Source organism: Sphingomonas sp., from assembly GCF_024508665.1.
Lineage (GTDB): Bacteria > Pseudomonadota > Alphaproteobacteria > Sphingomonadales > Sphingomonadaceae > Sphingomonas.
On sequence record NZ_JANINP010000001.1, the window covers coordinates 392,687 to 406,207 of the forward strand.

Consider the following 13,521-nt stretch of genomic DNA (forward strand, 5'->3'; position numbering starts at 1 on the left):
TGTTTTGAGGCCGCAGCATGACCTCCTGGTTCACCTATCTCGGCATGGACTATGGCTGGGCCTGGTTCATCGCGACGATCATCGACATCCTGGTGATCGCGTTGCCGCTGATGCTGGCGGTGGCGATGATCATCTATGCCGATCGCAAGATCTGGGCGGCGATGGCGCTGCGCCGCGGTCCGAACGTGGTCGGCCCGCTCGGCCTGCTGCAGTCGTTCGCCGACGGCCTGAAGGTCTTCCTGCAGGAAACGATCATTCCCTCGGCGGCGAACAAGGGCCTGTTCCTGCTCGCGCCGATCATCACCTTCACGGTCGCCCTGATCGTCTGGGCGGTCGTGCCGTTCCAGGCCGGCGTGGTGCTCGCCAACATCAATGTCGGCCTGCTCTACGTGCTCGCGGCGTCGAGCCTCGGGGTCTATGGCATCATCATCGCCGGCTGGGCGTCGAACTCGAAATATCCCTTCTACTCGGCGCTTCGTGCGGCCGCGCAGATGGTGAGCTACGAAGTGTCGATCGGCTTCGTGCTGATCTCGGTCGTGCTGTGGGCGAACAGCTTCAACCTCGGCGCGATCGTCGAGGCGCAGAAGGGCTTCGCCTGGGGCTGGGTCAACGGCAATTTCATCAATCCGCTGCTGTTCCCGATGTCGGTGGTGTTCTTCATCTCGTCGCTGGCAGAAACACAGCGTGCGCCGTTCGACCTGACCGAAGCGGAATCGGAACTCGTCGCGGGCTACCAGACCGAATATTCGTCGATGAGCTTCGCGCTCTACTGGCTTGGCGAATATGCCAACGTAATCCTGATGTGCGCGCTCAACGCCATCCTGTTCTGGGGCGGCTATCTCCCGCCGCTCAATGTCGGCTGGATGTATGCGGTGCCCGGGATCATCTGGCTGTTCGTCAAGATCCTGGCGTTCTTCTTCCTGTTCAGCTGGGTGAAGGCGACGGTGCCGAGGTACCGGTACGACCAGCTGATGCGGCTGGGCTGGAAGATCTTCCTGCCGCTGTCGCTGTTCTGGGTGTTTCTCGTGTCGGGTTATCTGATGGTGACGCGCGTAGGAGTTGGATCATGAGCGTCGGTCAGATCATCAAGTCGTTCACCTTGTGGGAGTTCATCAAGGCCCACGCGCTGACCTTCCGCTACATGTGGAAGCCCAAGGCGACGATCAATTATCCGTTCGAGAAGAACCCGATCTCGCCGCGGTTCCGCGGGGAGCATGCGCTGCGCCGCTACCCCAACGGCGAGGAACGCTGCATCGCGTGCAAATTGTGCGAGGCGATCTGTCCGGCGCTGGCGATCACGATCGAGGCCGAGCCGCGCGACGACGGCAGCCGCCGCACGACGCGCTACGACATCGACATGACCAAGTGCATCTATTGCGGGCTGTGCCAGGAGGCGTGCCCGGTCGATGCCATCGTCGAGGGGCCGAATTTCGAATTCTCGACCGAAACGCGCGAGGAGCTGATCTACGACAAAGCGAAGCTGCTCGATAACGGCGACCGCTGGGAGCGCGCGATCGCCGCGAACCTTGCCGCCGATGCACCGTATCGGTAGGCGGCGCGCAATGATTCCTTTCTCTTCCGGATCACCCTCACCCTTCCGCGGCTTCGCCGCTCCCTCCCTCTCCCATTGGGAGAGGGAAGGGGCCCGCGCGCCGCAGGCGCGTGGGAAGGGTGAGGGCGACATGCAGGTCCGCATATGATCCAAGCAATCGCCTTTTATCTGTTCGCGGCCGTGGTGCTGCTGTCGGGTCTGATGACGATCACGTCGCGCAATCCGGTGCATTCGGTGCTGTGGCTGATCCTGGCGTTCTTCAACGCCGCGGGGCTGATGCTGCTGTGCGGCGCCGAGTTCATCGCGATGCTGTTGGTCATCGTCTATGTCGGCGCGGTCGCGGTGCTGTTCCTGTTCGTCGTGATGATGCTCGACATCGATTTCGCGGAATTGCGCGCGGGCTTCGTGCGCTATGCGGCGATCGGCGTGGTGTTCGCGGTGGCACTGGCCTGCGAGATCTTCATCGCGATCGGCGCGTGGAGCGCGGGCGGGCTCAAGCTCGACCAGCGGATCGCGCCGACGCCGGACAAGCTGTCCAATATCGAAGCGATCGGGCACCTGCTCTATTCGCATTATCTGTTCGTGTTCGAAGGCGCCGGGCTGGTGCTGCTGGTGGCGATGATCGGCGCGATCGTCCTGACCCATCGCACGCGCGGCGGGGTCAAGGGCCAGAAGATCGGCCGCCAGGTCGCACGCCGTCCGCAGGACGCGACGCGCAACATGCAGCCGCCGGTCGGCCAGGGGGTGGAATTGTGATCGGCCTGACGCATTATCTGGTGGTCGCCGCCATTCTGTTCGGGATGGGCGTGCTTGGCCTCATCGCCAACCGCAAGAACCTGATCATCATGCTGATGTCGATCGAGCTGATCCTGCTCGCGGTGAACCTCAACTTCGTCGCCTTCTCGGCCTATCTGCACGATCTGGTAGGGCAGGTGTTCGCGATGTTCGTGCTGACCGTCGCCGCGGGCGAGGCGGCGATCGGTCTTGCCATTCTGGTGATCTATTTCCGCGGGCGCGGGACCATCGCGGTCGACGATGCCAATCGGATGAAGGGGTGAGCGCGTGATCACGATCCAGCTCATCGTTTTCCTGCCGCTGCTGGCTGCGATCATTGCCGGGCTCGGCAATCGTGCGATCGGCAACGTGCCGGCCAAGGTGCTGACCACCGGGGCGCTGTTCGCGTCGTGCGCGCTCAGCTGGCCGATCTTCATCCATTATCTGACCGGCGGCGATCCGTATCCGGTGACCCAGGTCTTCACCTGGATGAAGTCCGGTGACCTCGACGTCTCCTGGGCGCTCCGCGTGGACGCGCTGACCGCGGTGATGCTGGTGGTGATCACCAGCGTCTCGGCGCTCGTCCACCTCTATTCCTGGGGGTATATGGACGAGGATCCGGACCAGCCGCGCTTCTTCGCCTATCTGTCGCTGTTCACCTTCGCGATGCTGATGCTGGTGACCGCGAACAACTTGGTCCAGATGTTCTTCGGCTGGGAAGGCGTCGGTCTCGCCAGTTATCTGCTGATCGGCTTCTGGTTCAAGAAGCCGAGCGCCAACGCCGCCGCGATCAAGGCGTTCGTCGTCAACCGCGTCGGCGACCTCGGCTTCATGCTCGGCATCTTCGGCACCTTCCTGGTGTTCGGCACCGTCTCGATCCCCGAAATCCTGGCGCAGGCACCGCACATGGCGGGCTCGACGATCGGCTTCCTCGGCTATCGCTTCGACACGATGACAGTGCTCTGCCTCTGCCTGTTCGTCGGCGCGATGGGCAAATCGGCGCAGCTTGGCCTCCACACCTGGTTGCCCGACGCGATGGAGGGCCCGACCCCGGTGTCGGCGCTGATCCATGCCGCGACGATGGTGACCGCCGGCGTATTCATGGTATGCCGCCTGTCGCCGATGTTCGAGACGAGCGAGGTCGCGCTCGACTTCGTCGTCTTCATCGGCGCTGCGACCTGCATCTTCGCGGCGACGATCGGCACCTGCCAGAACGACATCAAGCGCGTGATCGCCTATTCGACCTGCTCGCAACTCGGCTACATGTTCTTCGCGGCCGGCAGCGGCGCGTATGGCGCAGCCATGTTCCACCTGTTCACGCACGCTTTCTTCAAGGCTCTGCTGTTCCTCGGCGCCGGCTCGGTGATCCATGCGATGCACCATGAACAGGACATGCGCTTCTATGGCGGCCTCCGGAAGAAGATCCCGCTCACCTTCTGGGTGATGTTGCTGGGCACGCTGGCGATCACCGGTGTCGGTATCCCGGGCATCTTCGGCATGCAGCCGATCGGCTTCGCGGGCTTCCATTCGAAGGACGGGATCCTCGAGCTCGCTTATGCCTCAGGCCGTGGCACCGGGGCATTCTGGGTCGGCGTCCTCGCCGCGCTGCTGACCAGCTTCTATTCGTGGCGGCTGATGTTCCTGACCTTCTGGGGCAAGCCGCGTTGGGCCGCGTCGGAGCATATCCAGCACGCTCTGCACGATGCCCATGGCCATCATGGCGACCACGGTCACGACGAGGGCACGCACGGCCATGCCGACACGGCCGCCGAAGGCGCGGGCAGCGATCCCCATGCCGATCAGCGCGGCGCGCCGGACATCCACGCCGGCAGCGGCGGCTATCATCCGCACGAGAGCCCGGTGTCGATGCTGATCCCGTTGATCCTGCTGGCGACGGGCGCGGTGCTGGCGGGCTTCGTTTTCCACGGCTGGTTCATCGAGCCGGATTCGGGCGAGCGCTTCTGGCGCGGCGCGATCGCGTTCAACGAGCATCTCTACCATTCGGCGCACGAGGTGCCCGTCTGGGTGAAGCTGTCGGCTTCCTTCGTGATGCTGCTCGGCCTGATCGGCGCCTGGATGGCCTATATCTGGCGCACCGATATCCCGGCGCGGTTCACGAGCACGTTCCGGCTGTTGTACGACTTCGTCTACCACAAATGGTATTTCGACGAGCTCTATGACTTGTTGTTCGTCCGCCCCGCCTTCGCGTTCGGCCGCCTGTTCTGGAAGGCTGGTGACGAGGGCCTGATCGACCGCTTCGGGCCGAACGGCTCGGCCTGGGTGGTGTCGTTGGGCAGCCGCGTCACCGGCCGCCTGCAAACCGGATATGTCTACACTTATGCCTTCGTCATGCTGATCGGCCTGACCGCCGCCGTTACCTGGGCGATCGCGCAATGAGCGGCATTCTCTCCCTGATGCTCGCCATCCCCGCCGTCGCGGCGGTGGCGTGCCTGTTCCTCAGCGCCAGCGGAGCGCGTTGGCTGGCGCTCATCGCCACCTTGCTCGACCTTGCGCTCGGGGTGGTGCTGTGGAGCCAGTTCCAGATCGGCGGCCCGCAATGGCAGTTCGTCGAGAGCGTGCCGCTGTTCGGCAGCTTCAGCTGGTCGCTCGGCATCGACGGCTTCGCCTTGCTGCTGATCGAGCTGTCGGTGTTCCTGATGCCGATCTGCATCGGCGCCAGCTGGGAATCGATCCAGAAGCGCGTGCCGGAATATATGGCAGCCTTCCTGCTGACCGAGGTGCTGATGATCGGCACCTTCGCAGCGCAGGATCTGTTCCTGTTCTACATCTTCTTCGAAGGTGGCCTGATCCCGATGTTCCTGATCATCGGCATCTGGGGTGGCGCGAACCGCATCTATGCCTCGTACAAATTCTTCCTCTACACCTTGCTCGGCTCGCTGCTGATGCTGGTGGCGATGCTGTGGATGGTCAACGAGGCGCACACGACCAGCATCCCGCTGCTGCTCAACCACGATTTCCCGGTCCATGCCCAGACCTGGCTGTGGCTTGCCTTCTTCGCGTCGTTCGCGGTCAAGATGCCGATGTGGCCGGTCCATACCTGGCTTCCCGACGCGCACGTCCAGGCGCCGACTGCCGGTTCGGTGATCCTGGCCGGCGTCCTGCTGAAGCTCGGCGGCTACGGCTTCCTGCGCTTCTCGGTGCCGATGTTCCCCGAAGCCTCGTCGAGCCTGGTCTGGCTGGTATTCGGCCTGTCGGCGGTGGCGGTGATCTACACCTCGCTGGTCGCCTTGGTGCAGTCGGACATGAAGAAGCTGATCGCTTATTCGTCGGTCGCGCACATGGCGATCGTCACCATCGGCCTGTTCGCCTTCAACCAGCAGGGTATCGAAGGCGGGATGATGGTGATGCTGGGCCACGGCCTGGTGTCGGGCGCGCTCTTCCTGTGCGTCGGCATCATTTACGATCGCCTGCATACGCGTGAGATTTCGCGGTACGGCGGTCTGGCGATCAACATGCCGCGCTACGCCGTGTTCTTCATGCTGTTCACGATGGCGTCGGTCGGCTTGCCGGGCACCAGCAACTTCGTCGGCGAATTCCTCAGCCTTGCCGGCACCTACAAGGTATCGACGACGATCACCTTGCTCTGCACGACCGGCATCATCCTAGGCGCGGCGTATATGCTGTACCTTTATCGGCGGGTCGTATTCGGCGAGCTCAAGTTCGACGACGTGAAGGCGATGGCCGATCTGTCGGGGCGCGAGATCGCGCTGCTGGCGCCGCTCGCCGCCGCAGTATTGTGGATGGGCGTCTATCCGGAAAGCTTCCTCGCGCCGATGCGCGGCGACGTGAAGGTCCTGCTCCAGCGGATCGATCGCGCCCAGCCGGCGGGCGATGCCCGGCCGACGCCGCCCAAGGATCCTCAGGTCAAGGCCGGGGAGGGCCACGCGTAATGGATTGGATCGCTTCGCTTCAGGCGACGCTTCCCGAATTGGTCCTGTCGGTCGGCGCTTTGGCGCTGATGCTGGTGGCCGCCTGGGGCGGTCAGGCCTCGACACGCGCGGTCAGCTGGACTTCGGTCGCCGTGCTGATCGGCGCAGGCATCGCGCTGTGCGGCCCGGCCTCCTATGCCGGAGTCGTGTTCGACGGACTGTATCGCGCGGATGCCTTTGCCGCTTTTTCCAAGGTGCTGATCTACATCGCCGCCGCGGTCTCGATCGTGATCGCGCCGCGTTTCTTCGCGCGGGGCGACGGCGACAGCCTGCATCCCGAATATCCTGTGCTGATTCTGCTGTCCGCTGCCGGCATGGGGATGATGGTTTCGGCGGGCGACTTGCTGACGCTCTATGTCGGGCTCGAACTGCAGAGTCTCGCCGCCTATGTGCTCGCCAGCTTCATGCGCCGCGATCAGCGTTCGGCCGAAGCCGGCCTCAAATATTTCGTGCTGGGCGCGCTCGCCTCGGGCATCCTGCTGTACGGCATCAGTCTGGTTTACGGCTTTTCCGGCACGACGCTCTTTACGGACATCGCAGTCGCTTATGGCGCCGGCAAGTCGGTCGGCCTGACGTTCGGCCTGGTGTTCGTGTTTGCCGGGCTGGCGTTCAAGATGTCGGCAGTGCCGTTCCACATGTGGACGCCCGACGTCTATGAAGGTGCGCCGACGCCGGTGACCACCTTCTTCGCCTCGGCACCCAAGGTCGCCGCGGTGGCGCTGGGCGTTCGCGTCGCGATCGAGGCGATGGGGCCGGCGATCGGCGAATGGCGCCAGATCGTGATCTTCGCCAGCCTCGCCTCGATCATCTTCGGCGCGGTCGCGGCGATCGGTCAGAAGAACGTCAAGCGGCTGCTCGCTTATTCGTCGATCAACAATGTCGGCTTCATGCTGGTCGGCCTCGTGGCTGGCACGCAACAGGGCATCTCGGCGGTCTTACTCTACCTGACCGTCTATATCGCGATGACCGTGGGCAGCTTCCTGATCGTACTTCAGATGCGCGACACGGAAGGCAATCCCGTCGAATCGATCGAGAGTATGGCCGGCATGTCGGCAACACGGCCCGGACTGGCCTATGCAATGCTCTTCTTCATGTTCTCGCTCGCCGGCATCCCGCCGATGCTCGGCTTTTTCGCCAAGCTGGCGGTGTTCAACGCGGTGGTCGCTGCGGGCTTCTACCCGCTGGCAGTAGTCGGTTTCGTCGCCTCGGTCATCGGCGCTTATTATTATCTGCGGGTGATCAAGGTGATGTTCTTCGACTCGCCGGCGCCGGCGTTCCAGCGTAGCAACGCCATGGTCGAATATGTGCTGATCACCGTGCTGGCGCTGTTCATCTCGCCGGTCGGCTGGTTTGCGCTCAAGCCACTGGGTGTTGCGACGATGGCGGCGGCGAAGGCGCTGTTCTGACCAGCGACGCCAACGGCCGCATCCGCACGGTTGCGGAAACCGGCTCGACCAATGCCGACATGATCGCGCTGGCCGCGTCGGGCGTGGAAGAGGGCATATGGTTGCGCGCCGAGCGCCAGACGATCGGCCGCGGACGGCTGGGCCGTTCCTGGGTCTCGCCGCCAGGCAATCTCTACGCGAGTACACTGGTCCGCGTTCGCCCCAGCGACCCGCCGGCCGCGACGCTCGCCTTGGTTGCCGCGGTCGCCCTCGAGGAAACCGTATCGGCCTATGTTCCCGGCATGGCGCTGCTCAAATGGCCCAACGATCTGTTGATCGACGGTGCCAAGCTGTCCGGCATCCTGCTGGAGCGCGCAGGCGAATCCGTGGTGATCGGGATAGGGGTCAATTTGGCGCATCACCCGACCGACACCGATCGCCGCGCGACCAGCCTGGCGGCCTATAATGTCGCGATCGCAGCTGAGGATTTCGTGGAGACGCTAGTAGAGGCGTTCGCGCGCTGGGTCGATTGCTGGCGCGGACAAGGGGTCGACGTGATTCGCCGCCGCTGGGTCGCCAACGCGCATCCGGCCGGCACGCCGCTCAACGTTCGGCTCCCGGAGGGACCGACGGTGGACGGGTTGTTCGACGGGCTCGATCCGGACGGCGCGCTCATCCTTCGCTTGGCGGACGGCACCCGGCGTGTCATTCACGCGGGCGACGTGTTCCTGCTCTAGTTTTTTGGTCGCATCGTTATTCGCGGAAAACCGGTTCCCATTTTTCCGCACGATGCTCTGATGAGGCAAATTCATGCTGCTCGCGATCGACGCCGGTAACACCAATGTCGTTTTCGCTCTGCTCGATGGCCGCGAGGTCAAGGGCCGCTGGCGCATCGCCACCGATCCGCGCCGCACGGCGGACGAATATGCGGTCTGGTTGAGCCAATTGCTCAGCCTCGAAGGCTATGACCGCAGTCAGGTCGATGGCGTGATCGTCTCGACCGTGGTGCCGCGCGCGACGCACAATCTGCAGTGGCTGGCGGAGAAATATTTCAAGACCGATGCGCTGATCGCCGGGCAGAAGCCGGTCGAATGGGGGATGGCGATCGACGTTCAGGAGCCGCAGAGTCTGGGCGCCGACCGCGCGGTCAACGCCATTGCGGCACATGCCCTGCACGAAGGCGATCTGATCGTGATCGATTTCGGCACCGCCAGCACGATCGACTGGGTCGACTTTCGCGGCGCCTATAAGGGTGGGATCATCGCGCCAGGGATCAATTTGTCGCTCGATGCACTGGTCAGCGCCGCGGCCAAGCTTCCCAGAATCGCGATCGAGGCGCCGGCCGATCCGACGGTGATCGGACGCGACACGGTCAGCCAGATGAATATCGGAATCTATTGGGGCTATATCGCGATGATCGAGGGGCTCGTCGCGCGGATGAAGGCGGAGATCGGCCGCCCGGCCAAGGTGATCGCGACCGGCGGACTCGCGGTACTGTTCGAGCAGCATACCGACGTGTTCGACGCAATTGAGCCCGATCTGACGATCCAGGGGCTGGCCATGCTATGGGAACGGGCGCAGAGGGCTTAGCCGAAGGGCGGGTCGTGAATGCTGCTGACGTGAGCCCAACCACGGACGTCACCCCGGCGAAGGCCGGGGTCTCAGGCGATCTGACGTGGAATCGAACGACGATTGGGAATTGAATGACACCAGGCAAGGAACTGCTTTTCGTCGCGCTCGGCGGGTCGGGCGAGATCGGCATGAACGTCAATCTCTACGGCTGTCAGGGCAAATGGCTGATGGTCGACATGGGCGTGACCTTCGCCGACCCCGCTTATCCTGGTGTCGAGATCATCCTGCCCGACCTTCAGTTCATCGAGGAACAGCGCGACAATCTGGTCGGTGTCGTCCTGACGCATGGGCATGAGGATCATATCGGCGCCTTGCCCTATCTCGCCGACGACCTCGGCGCGCCGCTGTTCGCCAGCAAGTTCACCGCGGGGCTGATCCGCGGCAAGCTCGAGGAAGAAGGTGTCCAGGACCGCGTCGAGCTGAACGTGGTCGAGCCGAACAGTGTGGTCGACCTCGGGCCGTTCAAGTTCCGCTTCGTGCCGCTCGCGCATTCGATCCCCGAGGCGAGCGCGCTGCTGATCGAGACGCCGTACGGCAAGGTGTTCCACACCGGCGACTGGAAGCTCGACAGCAGCGACGCGGTGCTCGGCACGCCGTCGACGCCGGAACAATTGAGCGCGGTCGGCGACGAAGGCGTGTTCGCGCTCGTCTGCGATTCGACCAATGTCTTCAATCCGCAGGCGTCGGGCTCGGAAGCAAGCGTACGCGACGGGCTGATCGACGCGGTGAAGAAGGCGAAGGGCAGGGTGGTCGTCACCACCTTCGCGTCCAACGCCGCGCGTCTCCAGACGCTGGGTGAAGTGGCCAAGGCGAGCAAGCGCAAGATCTGCGTCACCGGCCGCTCGCTGGATCGCATCCTGACGGTGGCGCGCGCCAACGGCTACCTCAAGAGCTTTCCCGAGCCGATCTCCCCCGAGGCGGCGATGGGGCTTCCCGGACGCGACACGCTGGTCGTCGCGACCGGCGGCCAGGGCGAGCCTCGCGCCGCGCTCGGCCGCATCGCCGACGGCAACCACACGATCAAGCTGGAGGCGGGCGACACCGTCGTCTTCTCGTCCAAGCAGATTCCGGGCAACGAACTCGCGATCGGGCGCATCCAGAACCAACTCGCCGCCGCCGGCGTCGAAATGGTCACCGAGCGTCAGGAGCATGTCCACGTTTCGGGCCACCCCGGACGCCCCGAGCTTGAGGCGATGTACGGCTGGATCCGGCCGCAATTGCTCGTGCCGGTCCATGGCGAGATGCGGCACATGATGGAACAGGCGCGGTTCGGCCTGTCCAAGGGCATTCCCCAGGCGCTGGTCCAGAACGACGGCGATATCGTCCGCCTCGCGCCGGGCAAGCCCGAAAAGCTGGGCCATGCGCCGGTCGGGCGGCTGATGCTCGACGGCGACGTCATCCTGCCCGCCGACGGCGCGACGATGAACGAGCGCCGCCGCGTAGCGACCTATGGCCAGATGTCGGTGGCAGTCGCGGTCGACGGCAATAACCGGCTGGTCGGCGTTCCGCAGGTCAAATTGCAGGGCGTTCCGGTCGAAGAAGATCGCGAGGCTTTTCTCGACGAGGCGGTCGATGCCGCTGCCGACGCGGTCAGGGCGAATCGCGGGAATCTGGACAGCCTGCGCGAGAGCGTCAGGCTCGGCGTGCGCCGCGTGGCGACGCGCTGGACCGGCAAGAAGCCGGTGGTCGACGTATTGGTGATCGAAGCCTGAGGACCCTGAAATGCGCTGGACGTCGCTGCTCGCGATCTATTTTTTGTTCTGGGCCTTCTCGGTGTTCCTCGTCCTGCCCTTCGGCGTGCGCACCACGCAGGAAGTGGGGGGAACCCATGTCCCGGGCCAAGCAGAGAGCGCGCCGCACGAATTCAGCCTCAAGCGGACCGCAGTGCGCGTAACGATCGTGGCGACGGTCCTGTGGGCCTTATTCGTGCTGAATTATATCTACGGCTGGATAACGCCGGATATGCTCGATCTCGCCGACGCGATGAACAGCGCGGGTTGAGCCAGGGGCAGATCGCCAGCTAGTCGCTTCTATCTTCCTAGGACGGGAGTCACCGTAGGCTAGGTCCTTAGTCGCTCGATCGCCTGGGCGAGCGCGACATAGAGCTTGCCCATGTCGGACGACAACAGGGTCACGCCGATCGCCGCACCGTCGCGTTGCGCCAGGATGCCGCGCAGCATCGCTTCGAAATCGTGGATGTAACGGTTGATCTGTTCGCGGACGGTGTCGTCGCTATCATAGGCCTGGAGCACCGCGCGCATTTCACCGGCGTCGAGCAGCTTGACCGCTCGCCGCGCGAACGCGCCGCGATTGCCCTTCAGATAGGCCATCCAGGACGAATCGGGGACTTCGGACGAATAGATGCGGGTGAGGTCGATCGCCGCCGAGTTGAGCGATTCGATCAACAGCGACACACGCCGCGCAAAGCCGTTCGCTTCTTCCGTGTCGGCGAGCCTCGCTTCGATCTGGCTCGAGGCTTCCGCGATCGCCAGCATCTGCCGATTGAGCTTGTCCGACGCTTCGGCTGACGAGGCCGCAGCTGTTTCGGTAGCCTGCGCGATCGTCGCCAGGCTGCGCTCGACTGCCTGCGAAGCCGCCGCTTCCAATGCGTCGGCGGCGTCGGGAGCGATGCGCGCCATCGCCTCGCGTGCATGTTCGGCCGCGGCATTGGCGGTATCGCGGATGCGCATCAGCGTCTCGAGCAATTGGGGCGCCGCCTCTCCGGCGAAGCGGTGCGCCGCGCCGCTGGTATCGTCGATTGATCGGGTGAGAGCGTCGACCTGTTCCTGGCCAGCGGCAAGAGTGGCGGCAACGTGGTTGGCGACGGCTTCGATGCCGGCGATGCGATCGGCCAGCGCGGCGGTACTGTCGGTCGCGGTCCGGTCGAGCGCTGCCTGGTTGGTCGACAACATAGCAAGCATGGCGTCGCCTTGCGCGGCGATGCCCTTGCGCGCTTCATCCACCGCGCTGGCGGTGCGATCGAGCAGGCCGTCGACCGCATCGGACATCGCGCTGGTGACTTGCTCGAGCCGGGCGCCAGCCGTTTCGCTGGTCGCTTCCATCCGGGCGATATGCGCAGACAGGCGTTCCGCAGCGCCGCTGGTACGACTGTCGACGTCTCGGGCGCGCTCGCCGAGCGCGACGACCTGGGCGTCGAGCGCCGCGGCGCGCTCGCTGGCGGTCAGACCCACCGCCTCGACCTGATTGGCGAGCGCGGTCGTCTGATCATGCGCGTGGGGGAGGGTGGCGACCAGAATCTGAAGGTTGGCCTCCAGATTTGCGGTCGCCTTGTCGATCCGGGCGGCGTCGGTCTCGGCCTTGGAAAAGTGGCTGTCGAGCACCGACGATGCCTCGCTCAAGCGGTCCGAGGCCGCGCTGGCGGTTGCCATCATCACCGTAACCTGATCGGCCAGCTTCTCGCGATTGCTGTCGATCGTCTGCGCCATGACGTCGATGACGGCCTGGAGATGCTCGGCCTCGGCGCGCATCGATCGCGCGGTATCGTTGAACCGGCGCGCCTCGATCCGGCTCGACCGACGTGCGACCAACCAGAGGACTGCGATCAGCGCCAACGGCGCGGTCAGTCCCGTAGCCAGCTCGGCCAGCACCGTCGGCGTGGGCGCAGCCTGCATCGCAGGCCAGGCATACCAGGCGAAAAAGCCGATCCACGCCAGGGCGGCCAGGATCGCGACAGCGGCGAAAATCCGCCACTTCGTCGCGCCCGATCGTCCCACAGGCTCCTCGAAAACCTCGCCCTCGTAAGGCTCGGTCGGCTGCAACGGCTCATCCGCCACGGCGTATTCAACGTCGCTGACGTGCAAGTCGATGATCTTGGACCCCCCGTTCATGACGCTTTGTTTACCACAAAACCGACCATTTCAAAGCGATTGCGCAACCTTCCGTTAAAGCCCTTGGGGTTAGTGTCCGGGTCATGGCCTATGATCCCGGTGCAATTGATGCGACCCTCGCTGCGGCAGTCGGTGACGAACCGGGGCTGATCGCAGAATTGCGTGCGGCTTTCGTCGACAGCGCGGAAAAGGCCATCGACGCGATTCAGGCGGCTGACAGCGATGAGGCATGGCGCCTCGCGACGGCGCGTCTCAAGGGGCTGGCGGCGAGTTTCGGCGCGGTCCGACTGATGAGCCTCGCGTCCGAAGCGGCGAATGCGCCCGGCAATGACGATGTCGTGCGGACCTTGCGGCGCGCGGTGGCTCGGCTCTAACCCCAT

Annotated in this window: 13 protein-coding genes; 12 read left to right on the forward strand and 1 reads right to left on the reverse strand. The window is 64.3% G+C overall.

The window, feature by feature from the left end:
• Positions 1-17: 17 nt before the first annotated feature.
• The 11 genes from nuoH (at position 18) to Q0L25_RS01835 (ending at position 11,294) form a co-directional block, all read left to right on the forward strand.
• Positions 18-1,070: an NADH-quinone oxidoreductase subunit NuoH gene (nuoH, locus tag Q0L25_RS01785; protein ID WP_296611203.1), complete on the forward strand. Its 1,053-nt coding sequence runs from the start codon at positions 18-20 to the stop codon at positions 1,068-1,070.
• A complete protein-coding gene (nuoI, locus tag Q0L25_RS01790; protein ID WP_174531921.1) occupies positions 1,064-1,552 on the forward strand; it encodes an NADH-quinone oxidoreductase subunit NuoI in 489 nt (162 codons plus the stop codon). Before nuoH ends, nuoI begins: the two co-directional genes overlap by 7 nt.
• 144 nt (positions 1,553-1,696) lie before the next feature.
• Positions 1,697-2,308 carry an NADH-quinone oxidoreductase subunit J gene (locus tag Q0L25_RS01795; RefSeq protein ID WP_296611204.1) on the forward strand — a complete coding sequence of 204 codons (612 nt, stop codon included), beginning with the start codon at positions 1,697-1,699 and terminating at the stop codon, positions 2,306-2,308.
• On the forward strand, positions 2,305-2,610 hold the full coding sequence (gene nuoK / locus Q0L25_RS01800; RefSeq protein ID WP_066592512.1) for an NADH-quinone oxidoreductase subunit NuoK: 306 nt from the start codon (positions 2,305-2,307) through the stop codon (positions 2,608-2,610). Before Q0L25_RS01795 ends, nuoK begins: the two co-directional genes overlap by 4 nt.
• A gap of 4 nt (positions 2,611-2,614) precedes the next feature.
• Positions 2,615-4,723, forward strand: coding sequence for an NADH-quinone oxidoreductase subunit L (gene nuoL / locus Q0L25_RS01805; protein WP_296611205.1), 2,109 nt, complete (start codon positions 2,615-2,617; stop codon positions 4,721-4,723).
• Entirely contained in the window at positions 4,720-6,237 is a 1,518-nt protein-coding gene (locus Q0L25_RS01810; protein ID WP_296611206.1) for an NADH-quinone oxidoreductase subunit M, read from the forward strand. Before nuoL ends, Q0L25_RS01810 begins: the two co-directional genes overlap by 4 nt.
• Positions 6,237-7,682: an NADH-quinone oxidoreductase subunit NuoN gene (nuoN, locus tag Q0L25_RS01815; protein WP_296611207.1), complete on the forward strand. Its 1,446-nt coding sequence runs from the start codon at positions 6,237-6,239 to the stop codon at positions 7,680-7,682. The genes Q0L25_RS01810 and nuoN overlap by 1 nt, the downstream gene beginning before the upstream one ends.
• A gap of 59 nt (positions 7,683-7,741) precedes the next feature.
• Complete coding sequence (locus Q0L25_RS01820) at positions 7,742-8,398, forward strand: biotin--[acetyl-CoA-carboxylase] ligase (protein WP_296611208.1); 657 nt, start codon at positions 7,742-7,744, stop codon at positions 8,396-8,398.
• Between the two features lie 73 nt (positions 8,399-8,471).
• Positions 8,472-9,251, forward strand: coding sequence for a type III pantothenate kinase (locus tag Q0L25_RS01825; protein ID WP_296611209.1), 780 nt, complete (start codon positions 8,472-8,474; stop codon positions 9,249-9,251).
• 113 nt (positions 9,252-9,364) lie between these two features.
• Positions 9,365-11,005 carry a ribonuclease J gene (locus Q0L25_RS01830; RefSeq protein WP_296611210.1) on the forward strand — a complete coding sequence of 547 codons (1,641 nt, stop codon included), beginning with the start codon at positions 9,365-9,367 and terminating at the stop codon, positions 11,003-11,005.
• A gap of 10 nt (positions 11,006-11,015) precedes the next feature.
• A complete protein-coding gene (locus Q0L25_RS01835) occupies positions 11,016-11,294 on the forward strand; it encodes a DUF1467 family protein (protein ID WP_296611211.1) in 279 nt (92 codons plus the stop codon).
• Between the two features lie 59 nt (positions 11,295-11,353).
• On the opposite strand, the gene Q0L25_RS01840 is transcribed toward Q0L25_RS01835, so the two are convergent.
• A complete protein-coding gene (locus Q0L25_RS01840) occupies positions 11,354-13,141 on the reverse strand; it encodes a hypothetical protein (RefSeq protein WP_296611212.1) in 1,788 nt (595 codons plus the stop codon).
• An 83-nt stretch (positions 13,142-13,224) separates the two neighbouring features.
• Between Q0L25_RS01840 and Q0L25_RS01845 the strand changes: the two genes are divergently transcribed.
• Positions 13,225-13,515 carry an Hpt domain-containing protein gene (locus tag Q0L25_RS01845; protein WP_296611213.1) on the forward strand — a complete coding sequence of 97 codons (291 nt, stop codon included), beginning with the start codon at positions 13,225-13,227 and terminating at the stop codon, positions 13,513-13,515.
• Positions 13,516-13,521: the final 6 nt, after the last annotated feature.